15 protein-coding genes are annotated in these 18604 nt (G+C 30.4%); 3 read left to right on the forward strand and 12 right to left on the reverse strand.

All coding sequences use genetic code 11. The features are described 5' to 3' along the window. Positions 1-36: 36 nt before the first annotated feature. The 8 genes from prfB to KQI41_RS15405 form a co-directional block, all read right to left on the reverse strand. Positions 37-1144 (reverse strand): peptide chain release factor 2 gene (prfB, locus tag KQI41_RS15370; protein ID WP_195838019.1). Its coding sequence is split into 2 segments (ribosomal slippage): positions 37-1068 and positions 1070-1144, totalling 1107 coding nucleotides; the frame shifts between segments, so codons are not numbered across the junction. A 12-nt stretch (positions 1145-1156) separates the two neighbouring features. Continuing rightward, positions 1157-3889 carry a preprotein translocase subunit SecA gene (gene secA, locus KQI41_RS15375; RefSeq protein WP_154441775.1) on the reverse strand — a complete coding sequence of 911 codons (2733 nt, stop codon included), beginning with the start codon at positions 3887-3889 and terminating at the stop codon, positions 1157-1159. Positions 3890-4018: 129 nt separating this feature from the next. Then, positions 4019-4552 carry a ribosome hibernation-promoting factor, HPF/YfiA family gene (gene hpf / locus KQI41_RS15380; protein ID WP_154441773.1) on the reverse strand — a complete coding sequence of 178 codons (534 nt, stop codon included), beginning with the start codon at positions 4550-4552 and terminating at the stop codon, positions 4019-4021. A 298-nt stretch (positions 4553-4850) separates the two neighbouring features. Continuing rightward, positions 4851-5321: a flagellar protein FlgN gene (locus tag KQI41_RS15385; RefSeq protein ID WP_154441771.1), complete on the reverse strand. Its 471-nt coding sequence runs from the start codon at positions 5319-5321 to the stop codon at positions 4851-4853. A gap of 8 nt (positions 5322-5329) precedes the next feature. Then, positions 5330-5719 carry a flagellar export chaperone FliS gene (gene fliS, locus KQI41_RS15390; RefSeq protein ID WP_154441769.1) on the reverse strand — a complete coding sequence of 130 codons (390 nt, stop codon included), beginning with the start codon at positions 5717-5719 and terminating at the stop codon, positions 5330-5332. 16 nt (positions 5720-5735) lie between these two features. Continuing rightward, positions 5736-7496: a flagellar filament capping protein FliD gene (gene fliD, locus KQI41_RS15395; protein WP_216585610.1), complete on the reverse strand. Its 1761-nt coding sequence runs from the start codon at positions 7494-7496 to the stop codon at positions 5736-5738. Between the two features lie 11 nt (positions 7497-7507). Continuing rightward, entirely contained in the window at positions 7508-7867 is a 360-nt protein-coding gene (locus KQI41_RS15400; RefSeq protein ID WP_154441765.1) for a flagellar protein FlaG, read from the reverse strand. Between the two features lie 129 nt (positions 7868-7996). After that, entirely contained in the window at positions 7997-9694 is a 1698-nt protein-coding gene (locus KQI41_RS15405) for a M3 family oligoendopeptidase (RefSeq protein WP_154441763.1), read from the reverse strand. A gap of 197 nt (positions 9695-9891) precedes the next feature. On the opposite strand from KQI41_RS15405, the gene KQI41_RS15410 reads away from it, so the two are divergent. Further along, positions 9892-11136, forward strand: coding sequence for a hemolysin family protein (locus tag KQI41_RS15410; RefSeq protein ID WP_216585611.1), 1245 nt, complete (start codon positions 9892-9894; stop codon positions 11134-11136). Between the two features lie 215 nt (positions 11137-11351). Here KQI41_RS15410 and KQI41_RS15415 read toward each other — a convergent pair whose 3' ends face one another. Beyond that, a complete protein-coding gene (locus KQI41_RS15415) occupies positions 11352-12233 on the reverse strand; it encodes a transposase (RefSeq protein ID WP_342366215.1) in 882 nt (293 codons plus the stop codon). A 46-nt stretch (positions 12234-12279) separates the two neighbouring features. Beyond that, a complete protein-coding gene (locus KQI41_RS15420; protein WP_216585613.1) occupies positions 12280-12882 on the reverse strand; it encodes a transposase in 603 nt (200 codons plus the stop codon). A gap of 224 nt (positions 12883-13106) precedes the next feature. On the opposite strand from KQI41_RS15420, the gene KQI41_RS15425 reads away from it, so the two are divergent. Next, a complete protein-coding gene (locus KQI41_RS15425; protein ID WP_216585614.1) occupies positions 13107-14822 on the forward strand; it encodes a hypothetical protein in 1716 nt (571 codons plus the stop codon). 15 nt (positions 14823-14837) lie between these two features. On the opposite strand, the gene KQI41_RS15430 is transcribed toward KQI41_RS15425, so the two are convergent. Beyond that, the gene (locus KQI41_RS15430) at positions 14838-15689 is read right to left on the reverse strand and encodes an HDOD domain-containing protein (protein ID WP_216585615.1); all 852 of its coding nucleotides are present in this window, start codon (positions 15687-15689) and stop codon (positions 14838-14840) included. Positions 15690-15910: 221 nt separating this feature from the next. Here KQI41_RS15430 and KQI41_RS15435 point away from each other — a divergent pair, with 221 nt between their 5' ends. After that, complete coding sequence (locus tag KQI41_RS15435) at positions 15911-17908, forward strand: S9 family peptidase (protein WP_154441747.1); 1998 nt, start codon at positions 15911-15913, stop codon at positions 17906-17908. A 29-nt stretch (positions 17909-17937) separates the two neighbouring features. On the opposite strand, the gene pcp is transcribed toward KQI41_RS15435, so the two are convergent. Further along, positions 17938-18579: a pyroglutamyl-peptidase I gene (pcp, locus tag KQI41_RS15440; RefSeq protein ID WP_216585616.1), complete on the reverse strand. Its 642-nt coding sequence runs from the start codon at positions 18577-18579 to the stop codon at positions 17938-17940. Positions 18580-18604: the final 25 nt, after the last annotated feature.

The following is an 18604-nucleotide window of genomic DNA, read 5'->3' on the forward strand; positions in this document are numbered from 1 at the left end:
CTATATTAATATTCTTCATAAATTCAAAAATCCCTTCTATGAAAGGGATTTTTGTTTTAAATATTCATTTATAAAAATATCAATATCTCCATCCATTACTCCATATACATCTCCAACTTCCATATTGGTTCTATGATCCTTCACCATACTATATGGATGGAATACATAGGAACGTATTTGAGAACCCCAAGCTATTTGACTATAACTTCCCTGTAGGTCTTCAATCTTTTCTTTCTTTTCTTCTTCTTTCAATTGAATAAGCTTAGCTTTTAGCATATTCATAGCAGTCTGTCTATTGGTGGTCTGTGACCGCTCGCTCTGACATTGGACCACAATTCCAGTTGGAATATGAGTAATCCTTACAGCAGAATCCGTAGTATTTACATGTTGCCCACCAGCACCACCGGACCTATAAGTATCTATTTTTAAATCAGAAGGGTTTATTTCAATATTTACTTCACCTTCTATTTCAGGATATACATCAATACTAGCAAAGGAAGTATGTCGCTTTCCTGCTGAATCAAAAGGTGATATTCTCACTAGTCTATGAACTCCCTTTTCTGACTTTAAATATCCATAGGCATTATATCCTTTAATCAGAAGAGTAACAGATTTTATACCACCTTCTGTATCAGATAAAAGGTCCAAGGTTTCAACTCCAAATCCTTTACCTTCTCCCCATCTTCTATATAATCTCAAAAGCATTTCAGCCCAATCTTGAGCTTCAAGTCCTCCCGCTCCTGAATGTATAGAAAGAATGGCATTATTTTTATCAAATTCTCCAGAAAGCAAAGTATTCAACTTAAATTTATCTGCATCTTTAATTATATTATGAAGTCCTTCTTCTAGGTCCTTATACATATCATAAGCTTCTTCTTCCAAAATCAAATCCATAAAAACTTCTAAATCCTCTATGGACTTTATCAACCCTTCATATTCCTCTATTTGATTTCTAAGAGCTTTCATATCCTGCATAGTCTTCTGCGCTGTCTCCACATCTTTCCAAAAATCCTCTTCATAGGATTGCTGTTCCAAATCAAGACTTTTTTCCCTTAGTCCTTCAATGTCAAAGTGAAACACCTAATTCTATAACCATCTCTTTTATATCATGAAGTTTCTCTTTATCTAAGTAAATATCTTGCAATATACCACCTCTTTACTGTCCACAGCATTTTTTATATTTCTTTCCACTTCCACAAGGGCAAGGATCATTTCTTCCTACTTTTGATTCTTTATTTACTACAGTCGTATTTATCTGATCAACATTAGTAGATATAGGTTCTGCTACTTTCTTTCTTTGAACTTTATCTGGATTCTGAACTCCATATAATAATCTTACGGTATCTTCCCAAATACTATGGGTCATTTCGTTAAACATATCATATCCTTCATTTTGATATGCTCTAACTGGGTCCTCTTGACCATAGGCTCTAAGTCCAATTCCTTGTCTAAATTGGTCCATAGCATCTATATGATCCATCCACTTACTATCTACTATTTGAAGTAAGATTACTCTTTCTACTTCCCTAAATCTCTCTTCTCCAAATTCCATTTCCTTAGATTTATATTTCTCTTCAGCTTTTTCTACTATTTTATTTATTAAATCCTCTTTAGTAAGGCTTTCTATATCATTAAAAACTAAAAATCCTTTATTGAAATCAAATAAGTTTATTAAATAATTTTCTAATCCTTCCATATCCCACTCTTCTGGATATTTGCTTTGACTAGTATAGACCTCTACATTATCTGTTATTAAAGACTTAATCATTTCTTGAATTTGAGGACGAAGATTTTCTCCTTCCAATACTTTTCTTCTTTCACCATATATAACTTCCCTTTGTTTGTTCATTACATCATCATATTTTAATACATGTTTTCTAATGGCAAAGTTATTGCTCTCTACTTTTCTTTGAGCATTTTCTATGGCCTTAGTTAGCATTGAGTGTTCTAGTGGCTCGTCTTCAGGCATTTTCAGGCTATCAACTAAATTAATTATTCTTTCTCCACCAAATAATCTCATTAGATCATCTTCTAAAGATATATAAAACCTTGAAGAACCTGGATCTCCCTGTCTACCTGAACGACCTCTTAACTGATTATCAATTCTTCTTGACTCATGTCTTTCTGTACCAATTATATGAAGTCCACCTGCTGATATAACCTTTTTATTTTCTTCATCAGTTTTAACTTTATATTTATCGTGTAATTCCTTATATACTTTTCTAGCTTCTAAAACTTGTTCATCATCAGTATCATAGAAACTATCTACTAAACCAAGAACCTCATCAGTAAACCCTTTCTTTTTCATCTCTAATTTTGCAAGAAATTCTGGATTACCACCTAATGTAATATCTGTACCTCTACCAGCCATATTAGTAGCTATGGTAACTGAACCAAATCTACCTGCTTGGGCAACTATCTCTGCTTCTCTCTCATGTTGTTTAGCATTTAACACTTCATGAGGTACTCCTTCTTTTTTAAGAAGTTTTGAAAGAATTTCAGACCTTTCAATTGATATAGTACCAACTAGTATTGGTTGACCAGTAGCATGTCTTTCCTTTATTTCCCTAACTACTGCTCTAAATTTAGCTTCTTCATTACGATAAATAACGTCTGCTAAATCCTCTCTAGCTACTGGCTTGTTAGTAGGAATTTCTACTACGTCCATATCATAGATTTCTCTAAACTCTGATTCCTCAGTTTTAGCAGTACCTGTCATACCTGCTAATTTGTCATACATTCTAAAGTAGTTTTGGAAAGTAATAGTTGCCAAAGTCTTTGACTCAGATTTTACATTTAACTTTTCCTTTGCCTCTATGGCCTGGTGAAGACCTTCACTATATCTTCTACCATACATAAGTCTTCCTGTAAACTCATCTACTATAATTACCTCTCCATCATTTACTACATAGTCAGTATCCCTTTTCATTATGGAATTAGCCTTCAAGGCTTGATTAATATGATGAGCTATTTCCATATTATCCATATCTGATAAGTTTTCAATTCCAAAGTAAGCCTCTGCCTTCGCAGTACCCTTTTCAGTAATAGAACAGGATTTAGCCTTTTCATCTATTAAATAATCTACAGTTTCTTCCTTAATCTCTCTATCGAATGGATCTGATTTTGATTCATTTGGATCTAGTTTTCTACTAGTTAAATTTCTTACGAAATTATCTGCCATTTCATAAAGCTTAGTAGATTTATCTCCAGCTCCTGAAATAATAAGAGGAGTTCTAGCCTCATCTACTAAAATACTGTCTACCTCATCAACTATGGCATAGTATAAATGTCTTTGAACCATTTCCTCTTTATAAATAACCATATTATCCCTAAGATAGTCAAAACCAAATTCATTATTTGTACCATAAGTAATATCACAGTTATAAGCTGCTTTTCTCTCTATATTGTTTATGCCATGAACGATACAACCTACTGTAAGACCTAAAAATCCATATACCTTACCCATCCATTCCTTATCTCTTCTTGCTAAGTAATCATTTACTGTAACTATATGGACACCTTTACCTGTTAAAGCATTTAAATATGCTGGTAAGATTGCTGTTTGAGTCTTACCTTCACCAGTTTTCATCTCAGAAATTCTACCTTGGTGGAGAATAATTCCACCAATTAACTGAACTTTAAAGTGCTTTGTGCCTAATACTCTATGGGACGCTTCTCTTACTACTGCAAATGCTTCTGGTAATATATCGTCTAAAGTCTCACCATTATTTAGTCTATTTTTGAATTCTATAGTTTTGTCTTTCAGTTGTTCATCTGTTAATTTCTGCATATCATCATCTAAAGATATTATTTTATCTACTAAATGGTTAATCTTCTTTATTTCTCTATCACTATACGTTCCGAATATTTTATTAAATAGGCTTGCCATTTCAAACCACACCTTTCAACCTTCAATATAATATAACCATCATATTATTTTAACATTTATTTAATTTTCTTTCAACTATAAGATTGACATAAAAAAGGTGGGAGTATATCCCACCTTCTCATATATATGTTAAATTTCTGGTTCTATTATTCCATAGTTTCCATCTTTTCTCTTATAAACTACCTTTACATCTTCATTATTTCCATCCATAAATACGAAGAAGTTGTGTCCTAGTAGTTCCATTTGAAGTATTGCTTCTTCAGATGACATTGGCTTTAGTCCAAATTTTTTCTTTTTAACTAGCTTTGGTTTCTCAAAATCATCTTCACTTTGTAGGGGTACTACATTTTCAAATCTAATGGTTTCATTGTTTTTAAATCTTTTTTGTAGTTTTGTCTTATATTTCCTTATCTGCCTTTCTAATACGTCTACTGACTTATCAATAGATGCGTACATATCATCTGTTGCTTCTTCTGCCCTAATAATAGTTCCAGGTAGGTTTATGGTTACCTCAATAATCTTCCTATTTTTTTCTGAACTAAAGGTTACATTACCCTCAATATTTTGTTGGAAATACTTGTCCAGTTTACCTAACTTTTTCTCTGTAACATCTCTTAGTGCATCTGTTATCTCCATATTCTTTCCAGTAAATTTTAATATCATAAACCCAACTCCTTTCATATAAGCATATGCTTATATTGTTTATAGTATTATAATACCCTGAAATTTAATATAATAACAAAATATTAAATAATTTTAAATTAATCAAACTTATCCACAATATATATAAATAATTAACAGTTTGAGATTAATAATCAACAATTAACATAGGTTTTTCTGTGGATAATGTGTATAAACCTGTGCAAAACTGTCTATAATTTAAGTTTATCCATTTTTTATCTGTGGATATATTATGGACAAGTAGTGGATAAATATATAAAAAAATAGAAAGGCAACCTTTCTATTTTTTTTCATCCATAAGAATACTTTCTACATTTTCATAGTTATATCCTTTATATGCTCTTTTTGCTTCTTTTACTTGTTTTAAGTCTGATTTAATTTTATCTACATTGGATTTCATTTTTATTGTATTGTTTTTGTCTATAATTGATATATTATTCAATATAGTATTTATTTCTGAGACAATTTCTTTTAAGGCTTTTATATTGGAATATTTTTGTATATCAATTTTATCTAAGCTATCTATGTGTTCTTGTACTTTTACTTGATCATAGAATTTTAAAAAGTCTCTATCTATAATATTAATTTTATCTATTAATTTTTCTTTTTCTAAAAGCGATTGATTTAATTCTTCCATTTGTTCATTTTTGATTAAGTCCTGCTGAAACTTTGTAATTTCTAAAATTTCATTTAAAAGAGACTTCTTTTCTTCTGAAAGTTCTATCATTTTTTTTACATTATCAAATGTCATTTTTACACCTACTTAGATTGATAAACTTTTTGTTTTATCTGTTTTACAACTTCTTTCCATGTATCTCTCATTTCATTTACTATATTAAGTGCTTCATCTATGGCTTTAGTATCTTTTTGTATATTTCCATCTACTAGCTTTGATAAAACAAATTCATATAGTTCCCTTAATTCTTTGGATATTTCTTGATTCATATCTAAGGAGTAGTTTAACTCTAGTATTATATCCTGTGCCCTTATTAGTGAAGTATGCGCCTTTTCTAAATCCTTGTTTTCTATACTATATTTCCCAATATTCATAAATTTAATTGCACCATCATATAGCATGAGAGTAAGTTCTTCTGGAGTAGCTGTCATTATACTATTTTGTTTGTACTTATTTAATGCCTCATATGCCATTATTTTCTCCCCTTATTTATCTCATTAACTGCTGTCCTATCCAACTACTTTGACTATTCATTTGAGCCAACATTTTTTCCATATTTGCAAATTTAGCATAATATGATTGTTCTTTTCTTGCAAGTAAAATATTTAAATTATCTATTCTTTTATTCATCTCAAGCACTTCTTTATCTAAGTCTGATATACTTGACTTTGTAGTTACAAAATCTATTAACATATTTGATTTTACATTTCTAAATAGATCAGCCTCTTCTCCCGTACCTGATTTATCTATAATGGATTTCATTCCATCTATTAAATTATCATAAATGTTAGTGAATATACCATTGTTCTCCTTCAAATGTTTTTTATTCGCTTTTTCATATTCACGTAATTCTTTATTGTATGCTTCTAATTCCTCTTTATATTTATCCATATCCTTAGCAAATTCTTCATCTGATACTCCTTCTTCTTGAACAGGCTTCGTTCTAATACTTGGTTTATCTGGAAGAGATGATGCTTCCTTAAATAGCAACTCCATTACTCCTTCTGGATCTTCCATAATTGCTTCTCTAAGTTTTTGTTCATCTATTTGAAGCTTACCACCAACTGAACCTTTAGCATACTTTTCAGTGCTTATACCTATTTGTGTAATATGATTAAAACTGCCATCTGGATTATCTAAAGTCTTATACAAATCTGTTCTTATGTTTTGAAGAATTCTAGTAAGGTTTTCGTCTCTATTTAGCATACCTGATTTTGCTTTTTCTGTCCATAGTTTTACATCATCTTCGTGCATTGCTTTTTTCTCATCTTGAGATAAAGGCTGATAGTTTGAGTATCTTTTTTCGCCTATGGCACCACCTGCTTTATCCACAAGTTCATTATAATCATCTATAAGCTTTGTAATTTTGTCAAATATACCATCTACATTAGTATCTACTTTCATAGTTATTGAATCTGTACTTGTAGCTTTAAGCTCGATGTTTATGCCGTTGAAATTAATGTTGTTGGAAGAATAATTTAACTTTATTCCGTTGTATTCAATTTGAGCATCTGTACCTTCAGTTTTATGCCCTCTTTTTGGGTCATTAGCATCCAATCCTACTCCATTTAATGCCTCAACAAAATCTTTACTTGAACCCTCATCTACTTCCTTCAATTCAATCTTCGTGCCCAAACCCGTTGCTGTGGTTTGCATAAACAATCTTCCATTATCCTTATCATAAAAAGCCGTAACACCTAAATCTACTTCTTTATCATCAATTGTCACCTTCGCAGAACTTATCTTTTTAGCTACATCTGACATTGACTCTCCTTTTTTTATTTCTATTTCTTTAACTACGTCTTTACCATTTATAGTAGTAGTTATGCTAAATTTCGTATCATCTTCAAAGGTTTCTTTATCCTTCATATCAGCACTAGTAAAACTAGCTCCATTAGCTAACTTATCCACCTTAATACTATAACTTCCATTGACAGCATCCTTACCAGCCCTTACAGTAGCCACATTTTCATTAGATGATACAGCTTTTCTAATGTAATCCAAATTATTATAAGAACTTCCCAATACTAGTCCTGTACTAGTCGTTTTGTTTAGACCCAAGTCCTTTTTAGTATTTAATATAAAGTTAGCAAACATCTTGTTCATACTATTATATGCCTCTTGTCTCCACAAGGATACTTGCTTAGATTGTTCATATCTGCTGACCTTTAGTCTCTCTGCTTTCATCATACTTTCAACCATCATATCCGTATCCATACCTGATGCTAATCCCGGTATTCTTAAACTCATTAAAATCACCCCTATATTTTCTTATCCACTATAATCCCAGCAACCTCCCACATAGAAGCTACAATATCTAATATCTTCTCAGGCGGAAGTTCTCTAATTACTTCATCTGTTGTTACATCTATTACTTTAACCATTATCTGCTTAGTCTTTTCATGTATTGAAAATTCAAATCTTCTATCATAGATTATGAAATCTTTGTTTGCCTTTTCTATTAAACCTATTACCTCTTCTTCCGAAATACTTTTGTTTCCTCTTTGAACAAATTCTTCAGGATTCCTCTTTCTTTCTGTAGCATCTGGGCTACCATTTATTGACATACTGTTCTGTACTTGAGTAGTTCTTTGACCTGTTGATACGTTGGATATTTGCATTACCTTTCTCCCCCTTCTGTCCTCTTCTACTTAATATATCGGCTAACAAAATCCTTTCCTTTAATGAATATAGCAAAAATAACTCCGATTTTTGATGTTAAAATCAAAAATCGGAGTTATTAGGTTATATTAAAAATTACTATCGTCTACGCTGTCTAACCAATCTTTAATTGGTCCTACAACTTTTTTAATTGTTCCATTTTTAAAAGGATTTTCTAAATTAGCTAATTCTACTAATTCTAAAAAAGGCATACTTCCACCTGCTTTACAAAGTCTTAGATAATCTCCCCAAGCCTTTTCTCTATCTTCTCTAGTTTTTATCCAAAATTGGAATGCACATACTTGAGCTAATGTATAGTCTATATAATAAAAGGGACTACTGAATATATGTCCTTGCCTAAACCAATATCCTCCTTTATCTAGAAAATCGTTACCTGCATAGTCTCTAAATGGAAGGTACTTCTTCTCTATATCTCTCCACTTTGCCTTTCTTTCATCTGGTGTTGCTGTGGGATTTTGATATACATAATGTTGGAACTCATCTACTGTTACTCCATATGGTATAAATGTAACTGCTCCTGATAAATGACTAAATTTATACTTATCCACTTCATCTTGAAAGAAAAGTTCCATCCATGGCCATGTGATAAATTCCATACTCATAGAGTGAATTTCACAAGCCTCTAATGTAGGAAATCCGTATTCAGGCAGTCCAAATCCCATACTCATATAAACTTGAAAAGCATGACCTGCTTCATGAGTTAATACATCTATATCTCCAGATGTACCATTGAAATTTGAAAATATAAATGGAGATTTGTAGTCTGGTATAATAGTACAATATCCACCAGCCATTTTCCCCTTCTTACTAACTAAATCTAATAGTTCTCTATCCAACATAAATGTAAAGAATTCATCTGTTTCAGGAGATAGTTCCTTATACATTTTCTTTCCATTTTCTATAATCCAATTTGGATCTCCCTTTGGTGTTGCATTTCCTGTTGTATACTCCAATGGTTCATCGTAGTATTTCATTTCTTTAAGATCTAGTCTTTTTCTTTGTCTATCCTTTAATTCTGCCACCACTGGAACTAATTCTTCATATACTTGCCTTCTATAACTACTAACCATAGCTGCATTATAATCGGACCTACCTAATTTTTTATATCCCATTTCCACATAATCTACAAATCCTAAAGTCTTGGCCATTTTATCTCTTACTTTAACTAGTTCATCATAAATCCTATCAAATTCAGCTTCATTGGATTTGAAAAACTCTGTTGTAGTTTCTGATGCCTTCTTTCTCATATCTCTATCCTTAGATTCTAGGAAAGGCTTCATTTGACTTAAGTTTCTTATTTCTCCTTCAAAGGAAAGTTTAGCAGAAGCTATTAGCTTACCATATTCTGTTACCAATTTATTTTCTTTCACAAGATCCTCTATTATATCTTCAGAAAATGTTTGCAGTTGAAGTTCTGCCAAAGTAAATACTTGTTTTCCCCAATATTCCTCTAATTCTTTTCTAAATTTAGAGTTAATCAGTTCCTTGTAAAATTTGGAAACTAAGTTTTCAAATTTTGGCCTGTTTTCGTCTATAAAATCATTTTCCTTTACATAAAACTCATCTTCCGTATCTATGGAATGCCTAATACTTACTAAAGTTGCCATAGTATCTACATAGTTCCTTACCTTATTGATCTCTTTCATTATCTGATTTTGTTGTTCAAAAGTCTTTGATTCATTAAACTTTTGTAAAAGTTCATTAAACTTATCTGTAATCTCACTTAAGTCTGGTCTTTCATATTTAAAATCCTTAAACTTTAACATAATTTTCCCCCCTTAATGATTATAATACCATTTTACCAAATATTGTATAATTTTAATATATTAATGTTTTATTTCTTGATTTTTATATATAAAACCTTTAATATTATACTTAAATATTAAAATAGTAGATAAAGTATAATTAGGGAATAATATATCTACTATATTATTTATTAATAATAATTTGGAGTGTGATGGTATTGTCTGGTGATTTGGTTGGACAGATTATAGTTTTATTTATTCTTGTTGGGTTTTCTGCCTTTTTCTCTGCATCTGAAACTGCCCTTATTTCTTTAAGTAAAATAAGGCTACGAAAAATGGTTGAAGATAATGAAAAAAATGCAAAATTAATCAATAAGCTTGTAGATAATCCAAATAGATTACTAGGTGCTATTCTAATAGGTAATAATATAGCAAATATTGGAGCATCAGCATTGGCTACCTCTATAGCCGTGGATATTTATGGCTCAAAGGGACCGCTAATATCCACTATTGTTATGACTATATCTATACTTATTTTTGGAGAAGTGACACCAAAGTCCTTAGCAGCTCAAAACTCAGAAAGTACATCTGTAAAAGTTGCTAAACCTATAAATTTAATTACCATAGTTCTTATGCCTCTTATTACTGTTTTAACTTTTATAACCAATGGTTTAGTTAAATTATTAGGTGGTACTACAAATTCTAATCAGCCTTTAATTACAGAAGAAGAATTAAAAACCATAGTAAATGTCAGTCTTGAAGAAGGAGTATTAGAAGGAGACGAAAGACAAATGATTTATAATGTTTTTGAGTTCGGCGACTCTCAAGCCAAAGATGTAATGACTCCACGAACTAATATGGCTGTAGTAAATGTCAATTCAACCTATGAGGAATTATTAGAATTTTTAAAGGAAGAAAACTTCTCTAGAATTCCAGTATATGAAGAAGATATAGATGATATAATTGGTATAATGCACGTAAAAGAACTTATACTTTATTTAGATCATAAAGATAATTTTAACTTAAGAGATATAATTAGACCTGCATACTTTACTCATGAATTTAAGTCTACAGCGGAACTATTTGATGATATGAGGTTAAAACGTATTCCTGTGGCTATTATTTTAGATGAATATGGTGGTACTGCTGGCATGGTAACTACAGAGGACTTAGTTGAGGAAATTGTTGGAGAAATTAAAGATGAATATGATGAGGAACATGAAGAGATAGAAGTAATTCGCGAAGACGAATATTTAGTAGATGGAAGCACAAAACTTGACCTTCTTAATGAAATGATAGGAACTAGTATAGAGTCTGAAGACTTTGACTCCATAGGTGGTTTTATAATTGGAATTCTTGACCGTTTTCCTGAAGAATATGAAACTATTGAATATGAAAATATTAAGTTTATAATAGAGAATGTAGATAAAAATAGAATCGAAAAAGTAAGAATACTTACTTAATTAGGAATAATATTATTGACAAAATAATAATATTAAAATATAATGATAAAAACGGGGCTGTCGCACTAGCATAAGATAAATGCTAGTGTGTAGCCCTTTTTTCTTATGTTTTATCAGTGTATTTATAATAAAATTAGTTAATCACCTAAAAATGAACATACTTAAATAAGCCTTAGTAACTAAGACTTTTGAAACATAATTTTTTATGCTTTTAGCTATGCAACTTCTTTTAATGGAAAAAGATGTGTGCCAGTTCTTCCTGACTGTATTTTATTATGCAGCTTATTTACATTATGTGCCATTGCTAAAAGAATACTTTTCGCAAGGACATTCTGTTTTCCCCTACATAAAAATCTTCTAAAGCCCATATCCTGTTTCCATTCTCCAAAGGAGCCCTCTACTTGAATACTTCGATTCATTCTTAGTTCACAGCCCTCTTTGCTTAAAATTCTCTCAAGATCATCTTTTCTCTGCCTATTAAACAGTTTTGATGTTTCTAGATTCTTAATTCTTTCTGCCATGGGTATCTTCCAGTTCTTACCTTTTATGTAGCTACTTTTATATGTACAGTCACTGCAATCTTCACATGTATAGACGGTTTTCTCACTTTTATATCCAGTTTTACTTTTTGATGTTTTTATATTGCTTACAGTAAGTTTCCTGTTATTTTTGCATATATAATGGTCCTCATCTTTGTTATATTCCATATTTTCTATACGACTGATATCATTTTTATATTTTCTTGTTTTAGATATTTTGTAGTTTGCTGGCTTTATGAATGCTAACTGATTATTGCTTTCAATATATGTATAATTCTCTTCGCTTTCATATCCTGCATCGGCTACTATCTTTTCATATTTAAATTTAAAATTATTCTCCATACCTTTTGAAAACGGAATGATAGTTGTAGTATCCGTTGGTTGAGGTCCTACAGTAAGCCATGTGATGTATTCGGAATCTACACCGTGCTGAATATTATATGCTACCTTCAATTGTCCGTTTCCCATTGCATCTTCTTTTATCCGCATAAATGTTGCATCTTTATCAGTTTTTGAATAACTATTTCGCTTTCCACAAATATATATCTTTTTGGGTATATTCCTTTAGCTTGCTGAGATAATCCTCTAATTTTTCGATAGAGCGCTATAATGGGGTTTTTCTTTTACCAATACCATGGACAAATTCAATGTTTTCTTCGCTTTTAATTGCATAAAGCATTTTTCGTAGCTTTTTAACATTCTTTATTTTTACCTGGTTTTGATATACAAGACGGATACCATACAACTCTTTGCACTCTGCAATAAAATCAGCTAGCTTAAGCAAAAGTTTAGCTTGATTCTTTGTTACTGCCTTTTTCCAAACAAAAGTGTATTTATTAGCACATGGGGCAAAGTGAATACTTCTAAATCTCTCAAATGTTGCATGATCTGGTACTGGGGAGTCTTCACGAAGGTACATGAAATTGATATCACGACTACATGCAGTTTCCATGCCCCTTGATGAATAAATATGATTCATGTAAGAGTAAAGTACAATCTTAAGCATTTGTAGTGGCGTTGCCTGATTTCCCCGAATGCGGGAATAAGTCATATACAAATCTCTTAAATCCATCTCCTCTACAAATTGACTTAGCAAACGCATATAATCATTATCCGGGATTATACAATCAATATTTAATGGAAGTTTTAATTGATAAAAACTTTGATTAACTGTATAATTTTCATGTAAGATATTTGGTTTTCGCATACTAATATTTTACCTAAATCCCTTACTTTTCGGAGTAGATGATTTATTTTTTTACATAAAAAGGGCTGCGCACTAATTATTTAGTGCGACAGCCCCTTTTTTATTTTTACTTGAATTCAGAATTCAAAAATCAAATTTATAATTTTTCCTGTGCAATTATTATCCTAATAGTATATAATATACTTTGACAAAGAATTATTGTAAGCAAATTAGCGGGGGGAGTTATGACGGAGTTTAATTATAAACAAATACAAAAAATTGATATGTCTGCAACTAAAAAGTTGTTAAATTATATATCGGAAGAAATACAAGATGAAACTATATTAGATACACTAGAGTTTTTCTATCCCGATTTTGGAGAACAAAAACATAGTATAGCATTTAATGTATGGATAAGTATAGATTTCATAGGCAAAGATGGTAAAACTTTTATTGAAAAGTTTTTAAAGGAAAAGTCTAACAAATTAACACAGCAAGAAAAAGAAGTTTTATATGAAAGAAATAAATCTAATATATCTCTATTTGAGATCCTTGATACTAATGGGGAATTCATTGAAGTAGCTGATTTATTTGAAAATAAGATATATAATATATGGGAACCAGATCTTGTATCCAATATATCTATTGGTGACTTTGCCTTAGCCAGAGTTGGAAATCTTTTAGGTCATATTACTTTCATAGGCGATATTAGTTTCTTACCTTCCTCTATAAAATCTATATTTTTAGAGGAAGTACTTATTGACTTTAATAGGATAAGACTAAGTTCTAAAAATCTTACTATGCAGAAATATCTTAAAAAACATAGTGTAAATCTATATAGAATATATACAAATTGTATATTTAAGGCAATGGAAATGGACGAAGATATTTTATCTATTCTATATGATGAAATAGATGAATTTGAATCTTACTTAGGCTTAAAGACATCTAAAAATATGATAAAGAAATATGTTGCAAACCTAATAGATTTCTTTGAATATTACTTAGCCGATGAAGATTTGACCTTATATGATTTAGATCAAATAGACTTTAAGATTTTTTTCGAGGAAGCCATAGATGATGGATTTATAATGTCTCAAGAAGATTTGAATTCCTATATATCTACATTTAAAAACTATTTGAAATTTCTAAGTAATAAAAATATAGACTATAAAGAAGTATATAAGGAACTACTAGATATTAGTGAAACTAGATTTGATTTCATAGATAAATTGAAAATGGTTAAATCTCCCTTTGTAATAGATAGGGAATTATCTAATGTTTTATCAGATTTTCTAAATGAAGACTCCATATCTCTTGTAATGGACTATGATAAATTTATTCTCTATATGTTAGACAAGCCTTTGGAATTGACAGAAAGATACAAATACATTAAAAGGAAAAATCTTATGGAAATAAATCAAATATTAGAATTAGGTACTTATACTGATAAATCTTCACCTAATCAACAAGATTTTCCTTTAATCCATATGTTTTATAATTTTTCCATTAATCTAGGACTAATGTCTATTGATGGAAACAAACTATTTGTATCTAACAAAGGTTCTAATTATTTAAGATTAAGAGACGAAGATAAATATACTTTATTCTTCCAATACATTTGGAACAATAATTTTATATCTCAAGTTTCAGATATAAAAAATTCATCATCTTTAGAAAATATAAAGAAAAATTTAATTAAATCCTTATGCTCATTAAAGGAAAACATCAATTATGAAATAAGCAATATACTAGGAGCTTTCTCAAACTATCCTGGGTTCTTCTTTGAATATCATATGTATCTACAATTTTTAGGGATTATAAAATGCAACCTTTATCCAAATTATGAGATAAAGCTAACATCCCTTGGAAAAATAATATTAAATTTCCTAGAAATACGAAATAATAAAAAACATGAGTGTAGTATAATAAATTTAGAAACATTCAAAAAAAGCAGATAAAATTATCTGCTTTTTTTATGTCACTAAAAAACTCTCCTCATCTTTTACTAAATCAGTTACTTGAGATATAATTGTTTGAAATTGTGTTTCATCTAAGTTTAAATTATCTATTGCTATAGAAGATAAGTTATAAGATAATCCATCAAGTCCAAGACCTATTCCCATCATCATAGTAATAGCATCAGCAATATGAACTATTGAAACTAAAAGTGGATTTATATTTGCTAATTCTGGAGTATGGTGATAACCTATAGCCTCTACTAAATCCTTAGGGAAATCCCATTTTTCAGCTATCTTTTCACCTATTTCTGTATGTCCAAAACCTAAAACTTCCTTTTCAGCATTTAAAAAAGACATATTGCCCTCTTCTATTTTTGACAATACTTCCATATATTCCTTCTCCATATGTTGATTTAATATAGTCTTTCCGATGTCTCTAAGGAGTCCTGCAATATAAGCCTCTTCTGGATTAGAATATTTTATACTTTTAGCAATAAATCTTGATATTATGGCACAGGTTTGAGATTGTGACCATAGTTCATTTTTATCTAAAGAATATCCTTTTAGCTCATCCATTAGATATGTCCTTACTGTGGAAGCAAGAGCTATACCTTTTATGGCTTGAAATCCTAATAAAACAGTTGCTTGAGATACAGTAGAGATCTTTCTTGCATATCCATAATAAGCAGAGTTAGCAAGACGAAGAATCTTGGTAGTCAACACCTGATCTTGTAATATTACCTTCTCCATATCATGAACATTAGAATCTGGATCATCAGTTAGTTCTATTACTTTATTTATAATTTCAGGCAAGGCTTTCATATCGTCAACTTTATTGACTATATATTCTAAAGTAAGCTTTGTCATATTAATCTCTCCAATCAGTATGGCTTTTTATTTTAATTATACCAAAAATTATCCATATATAACATAGACTAAAAGACTCAAAATTGTTTTTATAATTAAATTTTTCCTATATAATTCATTATATACTTTAAATCTTCCATAAATTAAAAAATATTTCAAATTTTAAATTAAATGGTATATAATAAGTTTAGATACACTAAATAATTTATTGGAGGGATATGATGGAATATTTAAAATTAGATGATTTTACTAAGTATAAGTTTTTATCAGGTATTAGAATTTCACCAAATAGTAAGTATACTGGTTTTGTACTGCATGAAATGGATGTAGATGAAAACAAGTATCTATCTAATATCCATATTTATAATGAAGAAACAAATAAGGAATTTAAATTGACCTCCTTAGATGAAGAAAGGTCATTTATATGGAAAGATGATAATACTATTCTCTTTCCTGCCATGAGATGTAAAAAAGATAAAGAACGAAAAGAAAAAAAGGAAGACTTCACTGTATATTATGAAATCAATTTAAATGGTGGAGAAGCTACTAAGGCTTTTGAAATTCCCCTTAATGTAAATTCCATAGAGTTTATAGATGGAGATAATCTCTTAGTTACAGCTAACTTTAACCATAATAAGCCTAATATCAAAGAATTATCAGGAGAAGACAAAGAAAATGCCCTAAAGAAAATAGAAGAAGATAAGGACTATGAAGTATTTGACGAAATACCTTTTTGGGGAAATGGAATAGGAGTTACAAATAAACAAAGAACTAGACTTTATTTATATAATCTAAAGGATAAAAAGACTACTCCAATTACAGATGAATTTACTGATATAAGTAGTGTCAAGTTAAATAAGGACAAGACTAAAATAGTCATAGTATCCTCATCTTATACAGATAAATATCCAAAAAATAATGACTTGTATCTATATAATATAGAGACAAATTTACTAAATAAACTTAGTCATGAAGAAATATTTAACTACACCTATGGTGATTTTTTAGGGGACAAAATAATCTTCGCTGGAAAGGATATGAAGTCCTATGGTATAAATGAAAATCCTCATTTCTATGTGATGGATTTAGATGGAGGAAATGCTCATAAAATAACTAAAGATGAGTTTGACTATGGACTTTGGAACTCTGTTGGTTCTGATTGCAGATACGGTGGTAGCACATCCATAAAGGTAGACAGAGATTATTTATATTTCATCACCACTGAAGGAGATAGTTCCTATATTAATAGAATAGATGAAAATGGAAATATAGAAAAACTAATAGATAATAAAGGCTCCATAGATGGATTTGATGTGCAAAATGGAAATATAAAGTTCATAGGACTTAGAGGCATTAGATTACAAGAACTCTATAGTTTAGAAAACAAAATAGAAACTAGATTAACTTCTTTTAATGAATGGGTAATGACAAATAAAAAAATATCTAAACCAGAACATTTAAGCTTTGAAAGTGATGGAACGTCTATTGATGGTTGGATAATGAAACCAGTAGACTTTGAGGAAGGAAAAACTTACCCCGCTATACTAAATATCCATGGCGGACCTAAAACTGTTTATGGTGAAGTATTCTATCATGAAATGCAGTACTGGACAAACGAAGGATATGCAGTATTTTTCTGTAATCCAAGGGGAAGTGATGGTAAAGGCAATGAGTTCTCTGATATAAGAGGTAAATATGGTACTATAGACTATGATGATATAATGAGATTTACAGATTTAATCCTTGAAAGATATGCTTTCATAGATAGAGAAAAAGTTGGTGTCACTGGAGGCTCCTATGGTGGTTTTATGACTAACTGGATAATAGGTCATACTGACAGATTTAGAGCAGCTGCATCTCAAAGAAGTATATCAAATTGGTTTTCCTTCTTTGGTACAACAGATATTGGATATTATTTTGCAACAGACCAAAATGCTACTACGCCTTGGGATGATCCAGAAAAGTTATGGTTCCACTCTCCTATGAAATATGCTGATAAGGTAGTTACTCCTACTTTATTTATACATTCAAATGAGGATTATCGTTGTTGGTTACCTGAAGGACTACAAATGTTTACTTCTCTAAAATATCATGGAGTAGATTCAAGGCTTTGTATGTTTAAAGGAGAAAACCACGAACTAAGCAGATCTGGAAAGCCAAAACATAGAATTAGAAGGTTAGAAGAAATAACTAATTGGTTTGAGAAATACCTAAAATAAAATAATCAGGGCTAGCCCTGATTATTTTATTAATGAGTTTTTCCTTCCTGTACTTTTATATCTTCTTTATATTTTAATGCCCCTTCAATAGCTAGTCTTAAAGCCTTTGTAATATTTTCTGTACTCATACTAGGAACATTTCCTTTATCTAAAACTTGCTCTGGTAGAAAAGGTACATGAATAAATCCTCCCCTTAAATTAGGAAACTTCTTATCAATTAAATATAATAATCCATACATAATATGGTTACATACAAAAGTTCCAGCAGTATTGGAAATACTAGCAGGTACTTCTCCTTCTCTTATTTCCTGAGTCATAGCTTTAATAGGTACAGATGCAAAATATGCGTTTTCACCATCTTCAAACACTTTCTCATCTATAGGTTGATTTCCTTCATTATCTGGTATTCTTGCATCATCTATATTTATAGCAACTCTTTCTAAGGTAATATCATGTCTTCCACCAGCTTGACCAACACATATAACTATATCTGGCTTTTCTTCCTCTATTGTCTTTTCTAATTCCACTATGGATTTCTTAAAGACAGTAGGTATTTCTTTTTTTATAATTTCTGCCCCACCAATATTATCTTCTAAACCTTTTATTGCCTCATAGGCAGGATTTATCTTTTCTCCTCCAAAGGGATCAAATCCTGTAATCAATACTTTCATTTATTTACCCTCCTAAAATGCCCAT

Origin of the sequence: Tissierella pigra, assembly GCF_018917845.1 — a bacterium.
Classification (GTDB): domain Bacteria; phylum Bacillota; class Clostridia; order Tissierellales; family Tissierellaceae; genus Tissierella; species Tissierella pigra.